Origin of the sequence: Streptomyces sp. CC0208, assembly GCF_003443735.1 — a bacterium.
Classification (GTDB): Bacteria; Actinomycetota; Actinomycetes; order Streptomycetales; family Streptomycetaceae; genus Streptomyces; species Streptomyces sviceus.
Window position 1 is genome coordinate 9,082,195 of sequence record NZ_CP031969.1, and the last position, 17,672, is coordinate 9,099,866.

The window sequence follows — 17,672 nt, forward strand, 5'->3', positions numbered from 1 at the left end:
GCATGACGTAGGGAGGAAACCCTCTGGGGCCGGGGCCATCGGGGACGAGCTTGTCGGCTTACTTCGGTGGGGATTCCAGGACGAGGCGGATCTCCGTGATCTCATAGCCCGCGCGGTCGAAGGCGGCGGCCATCGGAACGTTGACGGTGTCCGTCGTAGCGGTAATGCGGTCGGCGCCCTCGCTCGCGTGGAACCTGGTGATCTCGGCGAGTATTTCGTCGATACGGCCCTGACCGCGCTGCTCTGGGACGACACCCAGATAGCCGACGTTTCGGTGGTAGGGGGTCGCGGAAGGGATGGCCAGGCCCGCCAGCGTGCCGTCCGGGAGTTCGGCAAGGCGCCACCAGGAGCGCTCACCAGGACAGTCGCGGTAGAACTCGATGTCCTCGCGGGCCAATTGCTCGGCGTCCATCGAGCGGAGCTCGTTCTGTGTGTGCAGATCCAGGCTCCCAGCCGACAGCCGGACAAACGCGTCGAGGAACTCCTCGTCCGTACCCTCGCGGAAGATCAGCTTCCCCGCAGGCACAGGGACCTCGGCAGCGGGTGTCCACTCGTACCGCAGACGCTCGATCTCGCTGCTCAGTCCGGACCTGCGTGCCGCCTCCCTGCGCCAGGCCACCGCATCGGCCAACACCGGGCTGCTCCGCCAGTCGCGGGGCAGCGAGATGTTGTAAGCAGGAAGAGCCCCGAGGGCGGCATGGCCAGCTGCAAGCAGCCCGGAGGCGACGGCGACCGGGTCGACGACGCTGGAGCGTACCTGGAGGCAATCGAGCGCGATCGGCCGCGCGCTGTCGGCACGGCCCCACCACAGGGCGCGAGCCAGGATCTCTCCATTCTCGTCCTCAGCGAACCAGATCCACTCAGGGCGGAACTGGTTGCTCGCGCGCTCCTCTCGGATCCTTTCCGCGCTCAAGGCGGGGATGGGACCATCGGCCGGGTAGGCGGCTGCGCGGTCGAGGTCTGCGGGGTCTGCGGTGGCAGCGCGAAAGAGCATCCGGTCATGATCACACCGTGGGGCCAAGGGGACCACGGCTTTTTGACCAGAGCGAGGGCCTGTCCGGCGCACCAGGTCGCAGGAAACCAGCGGTGACTCATCGACGCCGGTGAGCGGAGCGGATGAGGGTGCCCCCGCGCGAGCTCGGTTCGAGCGTGGGGGAGTCGACAACCGACGACAACGCCGGTGGGGCCACCGCCCGCTCGAGCAAAGCCGAGAGTGGGGGAGGGCGTGGTAAGTGCCGCGTCTGCGGCATGATCTGCCAGACAGGCAATAATGGCAGGTCTTCGACCGCCGCTACTTCTTTGAAGCCTCCATGGCCGAGCTCCTCACGATGCCCGCCCCCGCCCGAACCGCAGATCACGCTACAACCGGAATCGAAACAGCTGCGTGACTACACACTCAGCGGGACATGACCAGACAGGGATCACCTTGTCGGCGGACACGGCGGACACGGCGGACACGGCGACCCCGGAAGACCTCTCCGGACTCGGCCAGGAACTCGGCGCTCTGCTTCGTTAGATGAGTGAGCCGGCTTCCTCCGTCGGCGAGGGCTCACTGCATGCAGAGCAATGCCCGCACCGCCTGCGTCCGGGTCCTGTCCTCGCTCGCGGTCCGCAAGTTCGTCCACCTGCGCCGCGCGGTCGACCTCAGCCTCGCCGCTCTGTCTCTGCTCGTGTCGGCCGCCGCCCGCACCGCTCTGTGACGGCGACTCCGGGGCCCGCCCCCCCCGCCGCATGCGTATCGACCGAGTCCGCGCCACCGCCGGAATCGTCCAACTCGCCCTCCAGCAGATCGAGGTCGAACGGCGCGGCGAGATCCCAGTTCGACCTCGCCGACTCCCGACCGTCGCCCAACAGCGCCACTACCGGCTCCTTCGCCGCCACGGTCCCCATGCGCTCAGCCCGTGCTACCCGAAGTGCTCACTGTTCTGGCACGTTCTCATGCGGCACGGTTGACGGATCAGCGACTGCTCCCACCGTCTCGTCCGGCTCCAGCCCCGCCCTGCCCGCAGCGTCCGGTCCTGGTGTCCCGTCCCAGACAACTGTGGGCATGGTGGGGCTCTGACCTGCGGTGCTTACTGTTGAATGGGACGAGCGGGCTCCTCTTGTCCCACTCAACCGTAGGCATCCGTCTCCGGGGGTGCGTCAGCGCGCCGCGAGGTTTGCGAGCAGCTCGGCGGCGGGCTTCGGGTGGACGAGCCATTGCAGGTGGCTCCCCTCGAGTGTCCGGACGTCGAAGGGGTTGTCTGGTGTGAGCTCGTCGGCTTCGCGAATCATGCGGTCCTGCATGGCGGGCGGAATGCTGGCATCGGCGGCCAGGCGCACATAGGTCTTGGGTATCCGGCCCCAGGTCGTGGCCTGGGCCCGGTCGGCGGATGTACCGGCGTCGAGGTTCTCATCGGGCTGGAAGGTGTTCAGGAAGGCTCGGAACTCGTCATCGGTGAGGTCGGCGGCGAACGCTCGCTTGAATGCGGCGAGTGCCGCTGGCTCGGCGGTACGGAAGTTGGTGCGGAGCAGACCGAGTTCGGCCGGGTTTCCGACGAGCGTGGCAGCGAAGGCTCCCGCGTCGAGGTCCGCCATCTCCGGCTGGGCGTAGTAGTCGCTCACGTCCAGATCGACGGGGCACCAGGCGGAGACGTAAACGATCCGGTCGATCAGCTCGGGCCGGGCGTTGGCGACGGCGGTGGCCGTGATGCCGCCCCTGCTGTGGGCGACGAGGATGGTGGGCCCGTTCTGCTTGGCCTGTTCGAGGCATTCGATCACGCGGGCGGCGTTGTCGGCGAGCGTGACTCCCTTGATGCTCCCCGGTTCTGCGGCGAGTGCGTCGAGGTTTTGGGGAGCCTGGTAGGCCGCGGGGAAGGTCGCCTCGAATCCGTGTCCGGGAAGGTCGACCGCGGCCGAGCGATGCCCGAGTAAGGCGAGCTCGGCCTGCAGTGGCGCGAACGAGAACGAATTCGCGAAGGCCCCATGAACAAAAACGAAGGTCGGCAGATTCTGCATGCCTCAGCCTCCAACAGAACGATCTTCTGGGCAAGATCAAGGGTTCAGGAGGGCTTCGCGACCGCCGTACCCACGCAAGATCTGAGCTCTCCAGAACTTGCCTACACATCACCGGGACCCAGGCTGTCCTGTCCCGGATGAGTCCGGGCATCATGCCGCGTTGACCTGCGGTGCCTGGACTTGAGTGAGGCGGGATTCGATGGTGTGTCTCACTCAAGTCTGGGCAGAGAGCCGCGTTCTCGCAGTTGCCGCCGACCGCGCGCACTTCCGCGTCGCCCACCTGGAGGACAGCGGCCTGGCCGACGGCTGCGCGGCCGCCGTGGTGTGCGTGGACGCCCTGTCCTTCGCCGCCGACCGGACGGCGGCGTGAGGGAATTCGGGCCGCGTTCCTGCCCCCGGTGGCCGCCTCGCCCTCACCCGCGCGGTACGGCGCGACGCCGAACCGGACTTCGACGCACACGCCGGGGCGGCCGGGCTGGTCCTGGAGCACGTCGACGAGTGCCCCGAGGAAGAACCCGCCGGCGGGGAGCGGCTGTTCCGGCTGGGGATCCGTCACGCGGACACCCTCACCCGCGAGCTCGGTGAGGCGGAGGCGCAGAACATGCCGGCCACCGCGAACCGACGGCTCCCGACCCTGCCCGGGCGGCGCGCGGTCCTGCTGACCCTGCGCCGCCCGGTGACAGGCCCCGCGGCCGATACGATGGCCGCGCCCGGCCACCCTCACGTCCGGCGCGTACCGGACGAGAGGACCCAGCAGTGAGCCAGCACCCCGCCCGTGCGGCGGTGTTCTCCGCCGGCTCCTGGGGCACCGCCGCGGCGACGATCCTCGCGGACGCCGGCACCAGTGTCGTCCTGCACGCCCGCCGCGCCACGATCGCCGACGCGATCAACACCGGCCACCGCAACCCGGACTACTTCCCGGACGTCGAGTTGCCCGCCTCGCTGACCGCGACGACCGATCCGGCGGCTGCACTGGAGGGGGCCGAGTACATGGTCCTGTCCGTGCCCGCGCAGTCCCTGCGCCAGTGCCTGACCGCATGGACGCCCCACATCGGCCCCGAGACGCTGATCGTCTCCCTGATGAAGGGCATCGAGACCCACAGTCATCTGCGGGCCAGCGAGATCATCCGCGAGGTGACCGGCGTCGGTGCAGAGCGGGTCGCGGTGCTGTCCGGGCCGAATCTGGCGCGGGAGATCATGGCCCGCCAGCCTGCGGCCGCCACCATCGCCTGCGCCGACGAAGACGCCGCTCGCCGTTTCCAGGCCGCCTGCCACACCCCGTACTTCCGCCCCTACACCTCCACCGACGTGATCGGCTGCGAGATGGGCGGCGCGCTCAAGAACGTCATCGCCTTGGCCGTCGGCATCGCCTCCGGCCTGGGCCTCGGCGACAACGCCACGGCGCTGATCATGACGAGGGGGCTGGCGGAGAGCATCCGGCTGGCCACCGCGATAGGCGCCCAGCCCACCACCCTGGCCGGTCTGTCCGGCATGGGGGACCTGGTCGCCACCTGCTCCTCCCCGCTCTCGCGCAACCGCACCTTCGGCACCTACCTCGGCGCGGGCCTGAGCGTCGACGAGGCCGCCGCAGCGACGAAGCAGACCACCGAAGGCGTCAAGAGCGCGGAGGCGATCCTCGACCTCGCCCGCACCCACGACGTCGACATGCCGATCGCGGCCGTGGTCACCGCCGTCCTCACCGGCAAGACCACCCTCGACGAAACCGTCGCCGCCCTCATGCAGCGGCCTCCCAAGCCCGAATAAGCGGCCCCACCACCTTCACCCCCTCCCCGCGCCGGAGGTTCCCTGTCATGCCCGCAGCCTTACCGACCGCTGTCCAACTCCCCGCCACCGCCGCCCTGGTGGCATGGATGGTCACCGGCTTCACCCGCAGCCCCGGCCGCTGGATGCGCTACCTCCTTTTCAGCCGGGCCACCTTCGTGATCACCGACCTCACCGGCACCAAGGACGGCCACAGCGAGCCCGATGCCGAGTGGGAACGGCTGCGGCCGTTCCTGCCGGTCAGCAACGGACGTTGTGGCACACCTCCTCGACGACCACTCCGCCTGACACCTGCCGACCCTTGCGTTCCGCGGTGTAAAGCGAGTTCGCGTCGATGACGAGCGCGGGGGGCGCGGATGTGGCACGGTGGACGCAGGCTGGCTCCGTCGCTTTCCCCCGTAGCGACGGGGCCGGCCTCACTCTGTGCTCCCGCGCGCCCGCTCCGTTGCGATGCGTGCGGATGAGCTGTGGGACCGCCTCTGCCGCGGCATGACCGGTGGTTTCGCAAACTCGAACACGAGGCTGTACGCCCCGGGCCACCCAAGGTCGTGCGGAGCTATTCCACGAGCTACCCCCGCGGGGATCCTGGGGCCGAGACTGCTGACAACGACCTGCTGTGAAGGCGTGCGGAGTGTCCGGGGCCGAGAAGGACGTCGCCCTGCTGGAGTTGCCCGAACCGTCACCTCCCGGACCCGGCCAGATCCTGGGCGCGGTTGAGGCGGCCGGGGTTGGCCCGTGGGACGAACTGCTCAATGGCGGCAGCTGGGACGTGGGGCTGCGCCCACCGGCGGCGCTGGGAGTGGAGGGCGCGGGCAAGGTGGTGGCCGTCGGCGCGGGTGTCACCCGTTTCGCCGTAGGTGACTGGGTGCTCGCGCACGAGGCCCCACTGCGCCGTCCAGGACGAACAGCAGCCGCGGGAAGAGCGGGTAGCGCCTGCGCCACTCCTCCACTCCCGGCTCCTGAAGCGGTGGAAGCGGTGGATCCGCCGCCGGGCAGCAGTGGTTGGAACCGTGCCCATTCGGCATGTGTCAGATCGCCCCCGCCCGACCTCGGGCACGGTGCCCCCGTTCACCCAGACCGGACTACGCGGTTACGCGGTGATCCGCCGGGCGTACACCTCGATCTCGATCTTCATGCGGGGATTGGCGAGGCCGCACACGAGCATGGTGGCGGTCGGCCGGACCTCTCCGAAGGCGCGACGCAGCACCGGCCAGCAGGGCTCGAAGTCGGCCCGGTCGGGCAGCAGATAGCGCACCCGCACCACGTCAGCGAAAGTGCACTCCGCTTCGGTCAAGGCGGCCTCGATGTTGCGCAGGCACTGCTCGGCCTGCTCCACCACGTTGTCCGAAATCGTCATGGTGGTGTAGTCGAACCCGGTCGTCCCGGACACATGAACCCAGTCACCGTCGACCACGGCGCGGGCGTAGCCGATCTGCTCCTCGAAGGTCGAGCCGCTGAGGATGGAACGTCGCTCTGTCATGCGCCGAACGCTAAGTGACCAGCACTGATACGTCTAATACACTTTCGGGCATGGAGTGATATCTCTATGCGTATGGAGCGCCCTGAACTTCCCCTCCCGCAGCTGCACGCCTTCGTCGTGCTCGCCGAGGAACTCCACTTCGGCCGCGCCGCCACCCGCTTGGGCATCGCCCAGCCGCCGCTGAGCCAGCAGATCCGCCGCCTGGAAGACAAGGTCGGGTACGCGCTCTTCAGCCGCGAACCCGGGAATATCGGCCTCACCCCGGCGGGCCGGGAACTCCTGCCCGCTGCCCGGCATGCCCTTACCCACCTGGCAGAGGGCCTGACCGCAGCCAGAGAAGTCGGCAGCGGCAGGGCTGGCCGCCTGCGGATCGGCTTCGCCGCCTCCCTCGCCCTCACTGTCCTCCCCGGCCTGCTGCGCACCTTCCGGGAAAGGTTTCCCGCCGTGGACCTGGACATCCAGGAGATGACCACCACACCGCAACTGGCCGCTCTGCGCGAAAGGACGATCGACATCGGCCTGTTGCGCGAACCGCCCGCCCATGACGCGGAGCTCGGATTCAAGACCGTGTTGACCGAACCGTTCGTGGCCGTCCTGCCCTCCTCACACCCACTCGCAGCACAACGGACCGTCAGAGTCGAGCAGTTGGCAGAATGCCCCTTCGTGCTCCTGCCCCGCGCCGTCGGCCCGCCGCTGTACGACCAGATCACCAACCTGTGCACCGCTGCGGGCTTCACCCCCCAAGTGACCCAGCGTGCCGTGGAATGGCAGACCGTCTGCGCCTTGGTGGAAGCCGGCCTGGGCGTATCACTGGCCCCGGAGAGCATCCGCCGCATCCGCCTCAAGGGCGTCGCCTTCCGCGGGATCGAGCCCGGCACCGCGCGCACACGAGTCGCCGTCGCGTGGCGCAAGAATGATTCAAACCCCCTGGTCCTCCGCCTATTGGCAGCTCTCAATCAAGATCCGACGGACAGCCCCTAGTAGTGCTTCGTTAGGTTCTCTTTCTGGTGAGGGGTCGGGCAGGTGGTGCACGTGCCGTCCCAGCAGCAGGCCTGGGCGGCGGTGACGAGGGTGACGTGGAGGGGTGCCGGCCCCGCCAGGTGCGGCCCTCGAAGTGGTTCAGTCCCAGACGGTGTTTGAGTTCGCGGTGGTCGTGCTCGATGCGCCAGCGCATGTTGGCGAAGCGCACCAGATCGGCGACGGGAGTGGTGGCGGGCAGATTGGTCATCCAGTAGCCGGTGGGCTCGGCGGCTCCTGCGGGCTGTTCGACCGGCAGGGTCCGCAGCGGCAGGGTCCGCAGCGGGAGTACGCCATTGCATCGGCTGCGTCCGCCGGCGTGTTCCTGCGCGGTGCGGGTGGCTTCCTTGCCCGAGGGATGCACCTTCTTCAGCACGGCACAGCGTGAGGTCATCGAGCGCTTGCTGCCCTGGCGCCGAATGACGGTCTCCAAGCGGGTGGCCGGACCGACCAGGTCTCGCAGGGGGCGGGCCGGCTCGCGATAGTGGGTGAGGTGGGGACCGGGGTTGCAACGAGCGGGGTGCCTCTGCCGTTGAGGGGGGGTGTTCGAAGTCTCAACCACCGGCAGAGGTGCCTTGGCCAGGCGCCAGATCTGGCCTCCGTACGGCCCGCCCGGCATGCGGCATGTGCCAGGAGCAAGGAGTCTGGTGGCATGGTGACTCCTCTGACCCGGATTCCGCTGGACAGCGGCGGCTCCGTTCTGGTCGAGCAGCCGGCGGCCGCGTGGGACGGGCCGGTCAAGGCCGGCCGCATTGGCGACGCGGTGCACGAACTCCCGGTGACCCTGCAAAGGTCGCTGGAGCCGATCACGGAGGCTGCCCGCGCCACCCTCGACCAGCTGCGCAAGGCCCGACCCGACGAGATCACCATCGAGTTCGGCGTCGACCTCGCGGTGGAGGCGGGGGCCGTGATCACCAAGAGCCAGGCCGGTTGCCATCTGAAGGTGACCGTGTCCTGGAGGAGCGACGGCTCCTCATGACCGGCGCGGAGAACGAGACTCCAGGTGGTCCGCCGGGGGGCGGCGTCGCATGCGATCTGCTCAGCGCCGTCGCCCAGATCCTGCGGCCGGACGGGTCGGTGGCCGGGGCGGGGTTTTTGGTCGCCGAGGGCGTCGTGGTCACCTGCGCGCACGTCATCGAGGCCGCCGGCGGCGGACCGGGGGCCGGTGCCGTGCTGTCCTTTCCCCATCTGGAGGCCGCAGGAGGCGTGGAGGGTGCAGTACTGGGCGACCTGTGGCGGGCCGCTGAGGCCGGGGACGTGGCGTTCATCCGGCTGAGGGGCGGTATGCCGGCCGGGGCGCGGCCGGTGCCGCTGGGCTCGGCGGAGGGCCGGGGCCATGGGGTGCGCTCGTACGGGTTCCCCGCTCAGGCCCCGCCGGAAGGACACTTCGGGTACGCCGTGACCGGCGACCTGCTGCCGAGCACGGACGGCACGGGCCCGCACCTTCAACTGACCGCCGCGAACGACCTCACCACCGGTTTCAGCGGCGGGCCTGTCATGGACGAGGTGACTGGCCTGGTCATCGGCATGCTTACGGAGATCACCGCACCGGACAGGTTCGAACGGGGGCAGGGCATCGCGTACGTCACGCCGACCCAGGTCCTCCGGGAGATGCTGCCGGAACTGACCGAGCAGGATGTGTGTCCGTACCGGGGACTGGAACCGTTCACCGCGGAGCACGCCCACTGGTTCCAGGGCAGGGCGGAGGCGGTACGGCAGGTCGTGACGAACCTCGCCCAGCAACGCCAGCTGACCCTGCTGCTGGGGCCGTCCGGTTCGGGCAAGTCATCGCTGATCCAGGCGGGTGTGCTGCGGGCGCTCGCGGAGGGAGAACTGCCGGGCAGCGACCGATGGCTGCCCGTCCTCACCCGGCCGAGGCAGGACATGCTCGCGGAGATCGAGCGGGCCGGGTTGCCGGGGGCGAGCGACGAGGGAATCGTCGCGGCGGTCAACCGACGGCTGGCTGTCGACCCCGATTATCAGCGCGTCCTGCTGGTCATCGACCAGTTCGAGGAACTACTGGTGCAGACGGTCAACGGCCGCCTGCGGGAGCTGCTGTCGGTCATCGACGAGGTGACGACGGCCGCCGACGCGTACACGAAGACCACCGTCATCCTGATCATGCGGGACGACTTCTATCCTCAACTGGCTGCGCTGGCACCGAAGTTGCTGGAAGCTGCTATGCCCGGACTCCTCAATGTGCCGGGCACCCTGAGCCAGGAGGACTTGCACGACATCATCGTGCTGCCCGCGCGAGACGTGGGACTCCGCTTCCAGCCGGGGCTGTCCGAACGGATCATCGGTGACGTCCTGGACATCACTCCGGAAGCGGCCATCACCCGCCAGGCGCCCGTCACCGTGCTGCCCCTCCTGGAAATGACGCTCAGCCAGCTGTGGCTGCGGAGACAGGACGGCCACCTCACGCACGAGGCGTACCGGCGCATCGGAGGAGTCAGCGGAAGCGTGACTACCTGGTGCGACAGCGCCCTGCGCGAACTGACCCCCGATCAACAACTCATCGCCCGGCGGGCATTGACCTCCCTGGTCCATCCCTCCGACCCCAGTCGCAACATCACGGCCGTACGGACCCAGGTTCCGCTGGACGAGCTCCGTATCCTCGCAGCGGACCCCGGACGCAGCGGGGAGAAAACGGTCGACGCGGTGATCGCCTCCCTGACCCGGTGTCGCATCATCACCACACACACGCTCCGTGTGCCGCAACACCCTGACGCGCCCGCCGGCGAGCCGGTGGCCGAACTGATCCACGAGGCGCTCATCCGCGACTGGGGCGCACTGCGGGAATGGGTCCAGCAGGACCGCCGCTTCCAGGAGTGGCTCGACCGCACGCGAGAGCGACAGGCCCACTGGGCCGAGAAGAAGGACCCCGGGGACCTGTTGGGCAGGACGGCGCTGGCGGAAGGGCTGGAGTGGTCGCGCAGGCGGCGGCTCCCGGCGGAGATCGGGGCGTATCTGGAGGCCAGCCAGGCGAGACAGCAAGCGGCGATACGCCGCACCAGGCGGGTGGTCGCGGTTCTGGCCGGTTTGCTGGTGCTGGCGTTGCTGGCTGTGGGAGGCGCCGTCTGGCAGTGGCGTACGGTCCTCGATGAGCGGCAGGCGGCACGGTCCCGCGAGCTTGCGGCACAGTCCGACGACCTCATCTACACGAACCCCGACCTGGCCTCGCTGCTGGCCGTGCAGGCCTACCGCACCCATCACACCTCGGAGGCCGTCGAGAGTCTGCGGGCCGCCGCGGCCCTCCCGAGGCACCGTCGCTTGTTCGGGCACACGAGCGAGGTGAAGGCGGTGGCCTTCAGCCGCGACGGCAGCACACTGGCCTCCGCCGGCGCGGACGGGACGGTACGCCTGTGGGACCCGTCATCCGGCAAGCCCGGGCGGATCCTCCGGGGACACACCGGCGCGGTGACAGCGCTGGCCTTCAATCGGTCCGGTGACACTCTGGCGACCGGCAGTGCGGACAAGACCATACGCCTGTGGGACCCGGCGACGGGCAAGACCCGCGCCAGACACGACGGATACACGGGCAGCGAACTCTCGGTCGCCTTCAGTCCGGAAGGCGACACACTGGCGGTCGGTGACGCCAAGAGCGTGCGGCTGGTCGACCCGGCCACGGGCGACACCCGAAGGACGCTCCCAGGGGCGAGGCGCCTGGTTGCCTTCAGCGTCGACGGCCGCACTCTCGCCACCGGCGCCGCAGGCCGGACAGCGCGCCTGTGGGACCCGGCCACGGGCGAACTACGCAAAACGGTCACCGGATTCCCGGACGAGGTGGTGTCGCTGACGTTCAGCCTTGACAACCACACGCTCGCCACCATCGCCAAGGACAGCACCATTCAGTTGAGGAACCCGGCCACCGGCAAGCTCCGAAAGACCTTCGACTACGGAGGGTTTTGGCTGGTCTACAGCCCGGACGGCGTCACTTGCGTCACTGGCGACGGTGACGTGCAGCTGCGCGACGCGGCCACCGGCGCATCGCGCGAGACTCTCGCCGGACACTCCGGCAGCGTCCTGGGCGCGGCGTACAGTCCGAACGGCCGCACCCTCGCCACCGCCGGCGGCGACGGAACGGTACGTCTGTGGGACGCGTCGGCGCGAACCGACCACGGCACCTTCAAGGACCCCACCGGTGCGGTAACCGCGGTGGCGTTCAGTCCGAACGGCCGCACCCTCGCCACCGCCAGCGACGACAACACGGCACGCCTGTGGGACACGACGACCGGAAGGGTCCGTCACAAGCTCACTGGACACACCGGTGCGGTAAACGCGGTGGCGTTCAGTCCGAACGGCCGCACCCTCGCCACCGCCAGCGACGACCAGACCGTCCGCCTGTGGGACACGGCCAACGGAAAGTTCCGCAGAAGACTCAATATGCGTATGAAAGAGGTGTACGCGGTGGCGTTCAGCCCCGACGGCCGCACCCTGGCGACCGGCGGTGAGGACCACAGCGTGCGCCTGTGGGATCCGGCCTCCGGCGCACTGCGTGCTCGCCTCGACAAACACAGCGAATCGGTGTCGGTGGTTGCTTTCAGCCCTGATGGCCACACCCTCGCCACAGGAGGCGCCGACTCTGCCGTGTGGCTCTGGGACGTCACCCGTCACAAGGCCCGCAGAAGAATCAGCGGACATACCGGCGACGTGAGCGGCGTGGTATTCAGCCCCGACGGTCATACCCTCGCCACGACCGGAGACGACGGAATCATCATTCTCTCGGACCCGACCACCGGCAAGCTGCGCCGCGCCTTCAGCGGAGACACCGGCGGAGAATACGCGCTGGCATACGCCCCCCACAGCCACACTCTCGCCGCCCTCGGTGTTAAGACTGTGAAGCTGTGGGACACCGATCGGAGCAAGTTCCGCGCCCTCCCCGGGCTGCCGACGAGATGCAGTCCATGGCGTTCAGCCCCGACGGCCGTACCCTGGCGGTCGGTGGTCCGACGGTTCAACTGTGGAGCGTCACCACGTCCCTGAATCCCGCCGAAGCCGTTGAACAAGTCTGCCGCGATCTCGACCGCGACTTCACCGCCGACGAACGCGCGGCCTACCTTCGCGACGAATCAGCGGGCCCCGTCTGCCCATCGGACTGACGGCGGGGCGTCCCGTACCCAGCCGTCAGAGGGTATGACACCTGATGCCCGATTCTTCGTTTCGTGTTGGTCGAACGGGAAGGTCGCGGCCACGTCGGTCGACTACGGCCGTTTGAGCTTCAGGCGGGTGTTGTCGTAGCCGGTGTCGGTGTCGTCGTCACGGATACGGATCACGCACACCACCTGGGTGCGGAAGGGCGCGTACGCCGGCGACGCGCTCCGACCGTGTCGATCTGCACGGCGTTGGCCGGCCGTGACCGTGCTGCTCCGATCAGCCTCAACACCAGCACCCCTGACCCGGCATTGCATGTTGGATGGTCGCAGCGGATGACCTGGGCTCGCGCGGAGAAGGCCACCCGCGTCGCCGTCAACTCGGTCGTTTTCCGCTCCAGCGGACAGAACCTCACCACCGCCGGCACTTACATGAGATGGCCTCCCGCCTCCTCGAACCCATCCTCCTCACCCTCGGCGCCCTCGCCATCCGCGGACGCATCAAACGCTGACCGGGGTTCTCGGCAGCGCACGACGGCCTTGCGGTGGGGGAGTGGCCGTCGTACCGCTGGAGCGTGCCGGTTCGCAGGTCACGGACGAAGGCGTTCCAGCCGCCGTTCGGATCGGCCTGCGGAACCATGTTGGTGGCCCGTGAATTGAAACCGACCTTGGAACCATCGGGGCTCAGCACCGGATCGACGGCCGACATGTCGGCCGTCGCACCGTCATGGGTGGCATCTGCCTGTACGGTTCCTCCGGTCACGCGGTCGTACACCAGGATGTCGCCCTGATCGTCGTCGGCCGGCCCGGAGTAACCCTCCAGATAGGCGACCTTGCGGCCGTCGGCGCTCATCGAGACCTGCTGGCACTGGTGGAAGTTCTTCGAGCCGTCCGCGGGCCGGCTGACCCGCCGGACCTGCTGCGTCCGGCGGTCCAGGAGCATGACCCGGCAGGCGTAGGCGCCGTTCTCGTCGGCGGTGGGCCGGGCGATGAAGGCGACGTAGCGGCCACCGGCGCTGATCGGGGCGACGCCGTAGGACACGTGGTAGCCCTCGTCCATCGCGGGTGCCAGGCGTTCGGCCTGGCCGGTCTTCAGGTCCATGACGTGTACGGACGAGGTCCCGGTCGCGGTCGAGTACGAGTTGAAGGTCAGGTAGCGCCCCGACTCGGACAGCTGTGGCGTCGACGTCGTCTCACCCGGCACCACGACACGCTGCAGCGGTGCGCCGGGAGCCGTCCGGTAGAAGACGCTGTTCGGCACGTCCGTACCGGGCACCAGGTTGCTCGCCGACGACTGGAAGGCCACCACGCGTCCGTCTGCGCTGACCACCGGTTGCACCGAATGGTGGTTGCCGCCGGTGCCGTCAGGGGCCACGCTGATCCGTTCGGTGCGGGGGACCCCATCGGCGTCGGCCGCCCCGGCCGCCCCGGCCGCCCCGGCCGCCCCGGCCGCCCCGGCCGGCCAGGAGAGACAGGCGACAGCGACCGCCAGGACAGCGGTCATGGACATGCGTAAGGAAGGTCTCATCAGGTGGCTCCCCCTTCGGCAGGGAGGGCCTCCGCCGCCCCCCGAACCCCGTGCCCCCGGCCCGGCGCAGAAGGCTCACGAGGATGCACGAGATGAAAGCGCGTCGTCCGCCAGGGGTCAATGGGTCCGCAATGGTCGGTCCCCTCCTGGACGAGTTGGGAGCCTCGAAGCAGCTGATCGCGCGAGGCGTTCAGGTCACCCGGTTCGCCGTCCGTGACGGTGCCCGTCGGCTGCTGACGGTGCCGTTCGATGAGCTGCCCACGCCTCACCCGTACACGCTGATGGTGTTCCGCAGTACGAGACCGAGAGCGTGCTGCTGGACCGGCTGCGGGCGCTCGGCGGCGATGTGTACCGCCCCTACGAGGTCGCCTCCGTCGTCCAGGACGAGGAGGGCGTGACGCTCACCATGACCACCGGCGAGACGCTGCGCGCCGCGTACGCCGTCGGCGGCGACGGGATGCACAGCACCGTGCGCGAAGCGGCGGGCATCGGTTTCACCGGCAACACCTACGCCGAGTCCTTCGTCCTCGCCGACGTCGTGATGGACTGGTCCCCGGGCCCCAGCGAGGTCTCGCTCACCTTCGGCACCAGGGGCCTCACCGTGGTTGCCCCGCTCCCCGGGGGTCACTACCGGGCGGTCGCCACCGTGGACGACGCACCCACCACGCCGGATCTCGCCTTCGTGCAGCATCTGCCCGACGAGCGCGCCCCCGGCCAGGCCCAGGTCACCGACCTGGCATGGTCGTCACGGTTCCGGGTGCACCACCGAGTCGCCGACCGCTACCGCGCCGGCCGCCTGCTGCTGGCCGGCGACGCCGCCCATGTCCACAGCCCCGCTGGCGGCCAGGGAATGAACACCGGCATCCAGGACGGCTACGCCCTCGGCCGGGCCATCGCGTCTGGGCGCCTTGTCGGCTACGAGGCACGACGCCGCCCCGTCGCGCAGCGCGTGGTCGCCTTCACCCACCGGATGACCCGCGTGGCCGCCGCGCGCAACCCGATGACCCGAGCGGCACGCAACACCCTGCTCCCCCTCGTCGGCCACACGGCTCTGCCGAAGAAGCTCGCCACCGAGCTTGCCGAGCTCAACTACCGGTAGTGCAAACGTTGTTCGGGGGCCTCTCAGACGGTCGTCTCCTCGAAGGCCAGCACGTGGTGGCCGGTGTCCCAGAGCAGGGTCAGCAGGGCGCGTACCGAGGCCTGGTCGATGTTCTCGACGATCAGTACGGTACCGTCCGCGCCCGGTGTCGACACGTGGTCGAACCTGGTCCGGATCACGTCCAGCAGGGTGCGGGAGATCGGTCCGCGCAGCGTCAGCTCGTAATGGGAAGGGGCCATGCGTCCAGGGAACCCGCCCCCAGGAGGGCTGCGCACCACCCGCTGGGAGAAGCACCCGGGGTGGGGTCAGATCATGCCGAGTTCACGTGCCGCTGCGACGGCGTCCTGCCGAGAGGCGACGCCGAGCTTGCGGTACAAGCTCTTGTTGTACGCCTTGACCGTATTGATGGACAGGAACATGGCGGCTCCGATTTCCCGCTGGGTCGCCGACCCCTGCAGAGCCCGCAGGATCGACAACTCCCGGTCGGTCAGTTCCTCCGCGAGGACACCGGAGCGTACGGCGGTACGGGCGCCGACACGGCCCAACCGCGCCTCGCTCTCCTCGAGCCGCCGCTTCGCGAAGGCGCTCACCGGTTCCTCCTCCACCACCTCGCGAGCCCGGGCCAGTGCGGCGCGGGCGGCGGGCCGGTCGCCGCAGGCGAGCTCGGCGTCCGCGAGATACAGCAGGCCGAGGAACAGAGTCGTCGGCCGCGGATGGAGCTCGGCTAGGGTGACCGCGCGGCGCAGCCGGACGGCGGCCGCCTCCACGTCGGCGTTCAAGTAACTGCGTCGGCCGGCGGCGATACGCAGCGCGGCGAGCCCGGGAGTGCTGGCCTCCCTCCCGTCGCCCTCGACAGCGTCGGCTGTCGGACCGGCCTCGCGCAGTACCCGGTCGCAGTCCTCGCCGCGGCCGGCCTCGACAAGGCTGACCGCCAGCATGCCCGCCACGGCCATCACGGTCCACAACGGCCAGGAGCCGCGGCGGCGCTGCTGCCACACGTCGAACAGCAGGGTCGCGGCCTCGTCGAAACGGCCGTCGCGAGCCAGCACGCCACCGAGTGTCGCCGGCACGTGGGGGTGCGCGGTGGCACCGCCGGCGGTTTCCAGTTCGAGAGCTTGCCGGGCCAGGGCCACGGATTGCGCGGCCTCGGCATCGGACATGCCGAAGCCCGCGCGAACGGTGAGCACGGCACCGCGGAAGCTGTGCCAACCGGGCAGGACGGTGTCTGGGGTGCTGCCCGCCTCGCAGACGTCCAGCCAGCGGTTGACACGGTCCTGGTCGCCGCACAGCGCCGCCGCGAAGGCCAGTGAGTAGGCCAGCTCCGGGCCCACCGTCCGGCTGGACAGGCGCTCGCCGAACCGCAGATACGTCGCGGCGGTGCCCCGGGGGAAGAACCAGCTCTCCGCGGTGCGCAGCATCAGCTCCGCGGCCTCGTCGTCGCGGCCTGCCCGCAACAGGTGGTGCACCGCGTCGTCGATGCGGTTTTCGTCGGCAAACCAGGCCGCGGCATGCCCCAGCACCTCCCGTGGGTCCGCTGTGGCCTCACGTCCCAGAACCTCTCGGAGCAGATGATGACACCGATACCAGTGCTGCTCGTCGTCCAGGGCGGCCACGAACAGATCGGCCCTGACCAGATCGGACAGCACCTCGGCCGATCCCGTCACCTGCAGCGCGGCGTCGCACAACGGACCGGAAAGGCGTTCGAGCGGCGCGGCCCTGACGAGCAGGTCCCGATGGCGCGGCGCGAGGCCCGGCAGTACCTCGGCCGTGAAGTAGTCCAGCAGATGCCGGTCGTCGGCGTGGCCCTTCGTCGGGTCCGCACGCAGCGCGAGAGCGGCCAGTTGCAGGCCGGCCGCCCACCCCTCGGTGCGTTCCCATACGGCTGTGGCCACCACCCCGTCGAGGTCGTGCCCCGACACCGCCGCCACCAGGGCCGCCGCCTCCTCCGGCGAGAACCGCAGCTGTGCCGCCCGCAGCTCGGTCAGGTCGCCGCGGGCCCGCAGCCGTGCGATCGGGAGCGGCGGGTCGGTGCGCGAGGCGATCACGATCCGCAACGAGGCGGGCAGATATGTCACGAGGTACTCGACCGCCTCGTGGATCCGTTGATCGGCGAGCAGGTGGTAGTCGTCGAGGACCAGTACGTGCGGCACGGTGGTCGCCGCCAGTTCGTTGAGCAGCATCGGCAGCGCGAGGTCGACCGGAGAGACGCCGGTCGCGTCCAGTGCCTGCAACGGGCCCGCGCTGATCGCGTCGCCGGCGTTGTGCAGAGCGGTGAGCACATAACTCCAGAACCGGACGGGCTCGTCGTCACCGTCGTCGAGCGAGACCCACGCGATACGGCGCTTCTCCTCGGGGTCGGCAGCCCAGCCGCTGAGCAGACTCGTCTTGCCCCAGCCGGCCGGCGCCACCACCACGGTCAGCCGGGTGTCGGCCAGGCGCAACTGGCGCTGCAGGCGTTCACGCGGGACCGAGCCGGCCCGGGCCGGCGGGATCACCTGCTTCACGGCCAGCAGTGGCCGCTTGGGTATGTCCGACGTCACGACGCTCCCGACCTGCGGCCTGGTACCGCAACCCGACGCCGATTCTGCCAGCTCCACCACCCCGGGTACATCTCGCGGCGGGGTGGTGCGCCGGCACCCTGTCCGCCGCGAGTCTCCTGCCACAACCCGGGGCCAC

At 69.6% G+C, this 17,672-nt stretch carries 16 protein-coding genes and 1 pseudogene; 9 read left to right on the forward strand and 8 right to left on the reverse strand.

Annotated features, from left to right (window positions below; translation table 11 throughout):
- Positions 1-58: 58 nt before the first annotated feature.
- Positions 59-994, reverse strand: coding sequence for a GNAT family protein (locus D1369_RS41650; RefSeq protein WP_007379239.1), 936 nt, complete (start codon positions 992-994; stop codon positions 59-61).
- Positions 995-1,556: 562 nt separating this feature from the next.
- On the opposite strand from D1369_RS41650, the gene D1369_RS43305 reads away from it, so the two are divergent.
- Positions 1,557-1,700 (forward strand): hypothetical protein, encoded by a 144-nt coding sequence (locus D1369_RS43305; protein WP_158680094.1) that lies wholly within the window; start codon positions 1,557-1,559, stop codon positions 1,698-1,700.
- Between the two features lie 442 nt (positions 1,701-2,142).
- Here D1369_RS43305 and D1369_RS41655 read toward each other — a convergent pair whose 3' ends face one another.
- On the reverse strand, positions 2,143-2,997 hold the full coding sequence (locus D1369_RS41655; protein ID WP_007379237.1) for an alpha/beta fold hydrolase: 855 nt from the start codon (positions 2,995-2,997) through the stop codon (positions 2,143-2,145).
- Between the two features lie 199 nt (positions 2,998-3,196).
- Here D1369_RS41655 and D1369_RS43310 point away from each other — a divergent pair, with 199 nt between their 5' ends.
- The 4 genes from D1369_RS43310 to D1369_RS43315 all read left to right on the forward strand — a co-directional run bounded on the left by D1369_RS43310 (position 3,197) and on the right by D1369_RS43315 (position 5,117).
- Positions 3,197-3,367: a hypothetical protein gene (locus D1369_RS43310; protein ID WP_158680093.1), complete on the forward strand. Its 171-nt coding sequence runs from the start codon at positions 3,197-3,199 to the stop codon at positions 3,365-3,367.
- Positions 3,368-3,598: 231 nt separating this feature from the next.
- A complete protein-coding gene (locus D1369_RS43500) occupies positions 3,599-3,757 on the forward strand; it encodes a hypothetical protein (protein WP_205574512.1) in 159 nt (52 codons plus the stop codon).
- A complete protein-coding gene (locus D1369_RS41660) occupies positions 3,754-4,761 on the forward strand; it encodes an NAD(P)H-dependent glycerol-3-phosphate dehydrogenase (protein ID WP_007379235.1) in 1,008 nt (335 codons plus the stop codon). Before D1369_RS43500 ends, D1369_RS41660 begins: the two co-directional genes overlap by 4 nt.
- Positions 4,762-4,808: 47 nt before the next feature.
- The gene (locus tag D1369_RS43315) at positions 4,809-5,117 is read left to right on the forward strand and encodes a hypothetical protein (protein WP_007379234.1); all 309 of its coding nucleotides are present in this window, start codon (positions 4,809-4,811) and stop codon (positions 5,115-5,117) included.
- A gap of 341 nt (positions 5,118-5,458) precedes the next feature.
- Here D1369_RS43315 and D1369_RS44350 read toward each other — a convergent pair whose 3' ends face one another.
- Together D1369_RS44350 and D1369_RS41675 are read right to left on the reverse strand one after the other, a co-directional pair.
- Entirely contained in the window at positions 5,459-5,656 is a 198-nt protein-coding gene (locus tag D1369_RS44350; RefSeq protein ID WP_240436145.1) for a hypothetical protein, read from the reverse strand.
- 213 nt (positions 5,657-5,869) lie between these two features.
- On the reverse strand, positions 5,870-6,259 hold the full coding sequence (locus D1369_RS41675) for a RidA family protein (RefSeq protein WP_007379233.1): 390 nt from the start codon (positions 6,257-6,259) through the stop codon (positions 5,870-5,872).
- A 72-nt stretch (positions 6,260-6,331) separates the two neighbouring features.
- Here D1369_RS41675 and D1369_RS41680 point away from each other — a divergent pair, with 72 nt between their 5' ends.
- A complete protein-coding gene (locus tag D1369_RS41680; protein ID WP_007379232.1) occupies positions 6,332-7,240 on the forward strand; it encodes a LysR family transcriptional regulator in 909 nt (302 codons plus the stop codon).
- Here the strand turns inward: D1369_RS41680 and D1369_RS43505 are convergent.
- Positions 7,237-7,691 (reverse strand): annotated as a pseudogene (locus tag D1369_RS43505) (transposase); the annotation flags it as partial. The gene D1369_RS41680 and the pseudogene D1369_RS43505 overlap by 4 nt on opposite strands.
- Positions 7,692-7,928: 237 nt before the next feature.
- On the opposite strand from D1369_RS43505, the gene D1369_RS41690 reads away from it, so the two are divergent.
- Positions 7,929-8,255 carry a CU044_2847 family protein gene (locus D1369_RS41690; RefSeq protein ID WP_050789638.1) on the forward strand — a complete coding sequence of 109 codons (327 nt, stop codon included), beginning with the start codon at positions 7,929-7,931 and terminating at the stop codon, positions 8,253-8,255.
- Positions 8,252-12,262 carry a trypsin-like peptidase domain-containing protein gene (locus tag D1369_RS41695; protein WP_237557571.1) on the forward strand — a complete coding sequence of 1,337 codons (4,011 nt, stop codon included), beginning with the start codon at positions 8,252-8,254 and terminating at the stop codon, positions 12,260-12,262. Before D1369_RS41690 ends, D1369_RS41695 begins: the two co-directional genes overlap by 4 nt.
- Before the next feature lie 519 nt (positions 12,263-12,781).
- Here D1369_RS41695 and D1369_RS41700 read toward each other — a convergent pair.
- Positions 12,782-13,879: a hypothetical protein gene (locus tag D1369_RS41700; RefSeq protein ID WP_240436146.1), complete on the reverse strand. Its 1,098-nt coding sequence runs from the start codon at positions 13,877-13,879 to the stop codon at positions 12,782-12,784.
- Positions 13,880-14,207: 328 nt separating this feature from the next.
- On the opposite strand from D1369_RS41700, the gene D1369_RS41705 reads away from it, so the two are divergent.
- Positions 14,208-14,996 (forward strand): FAD-dependent monooxygenase, encoded by a 789-nt coding sequence (locus D1369_RS41705; RefSeq protein WP_240436147.1) that lies wholly within the window; start codon positions 14,208-14,210, stop codon positions 14,994-14,996.
- A gap of 23 nt (positions 14,997-15,019) precedes the next feature.
- Here D1369_RS41705 and D1369_RS41710 read toward each other — a convergent pair whose 3' ends face one another.
- Both D1369_RS41710 and D1369_RS41715 read right to left on the reverse strand, forming a co-directional pair.
- Entirely contained in the window at positions 15,020-15,235 is a 216-nt protein-coding gene (locus D1369_RS41710; RefSeq protein WP_106433450.1) for a hypothetical protein, read from the reverse strand.
- Positions 15,236-15,301: 66 nt separating this feature from the next.
- A complete protein-coding gene (locus tag D1369_RS41715; protein WP_037898535.1) occupies positions 15,302-17,536 on the reverse strand; it encodes a LuxR C-terminal-related transcriptional regulator in 2,235 nt (744 codons plus the stop codon).
- Positions 17,537-17,672: the final 136 nt, after the last annotated feature.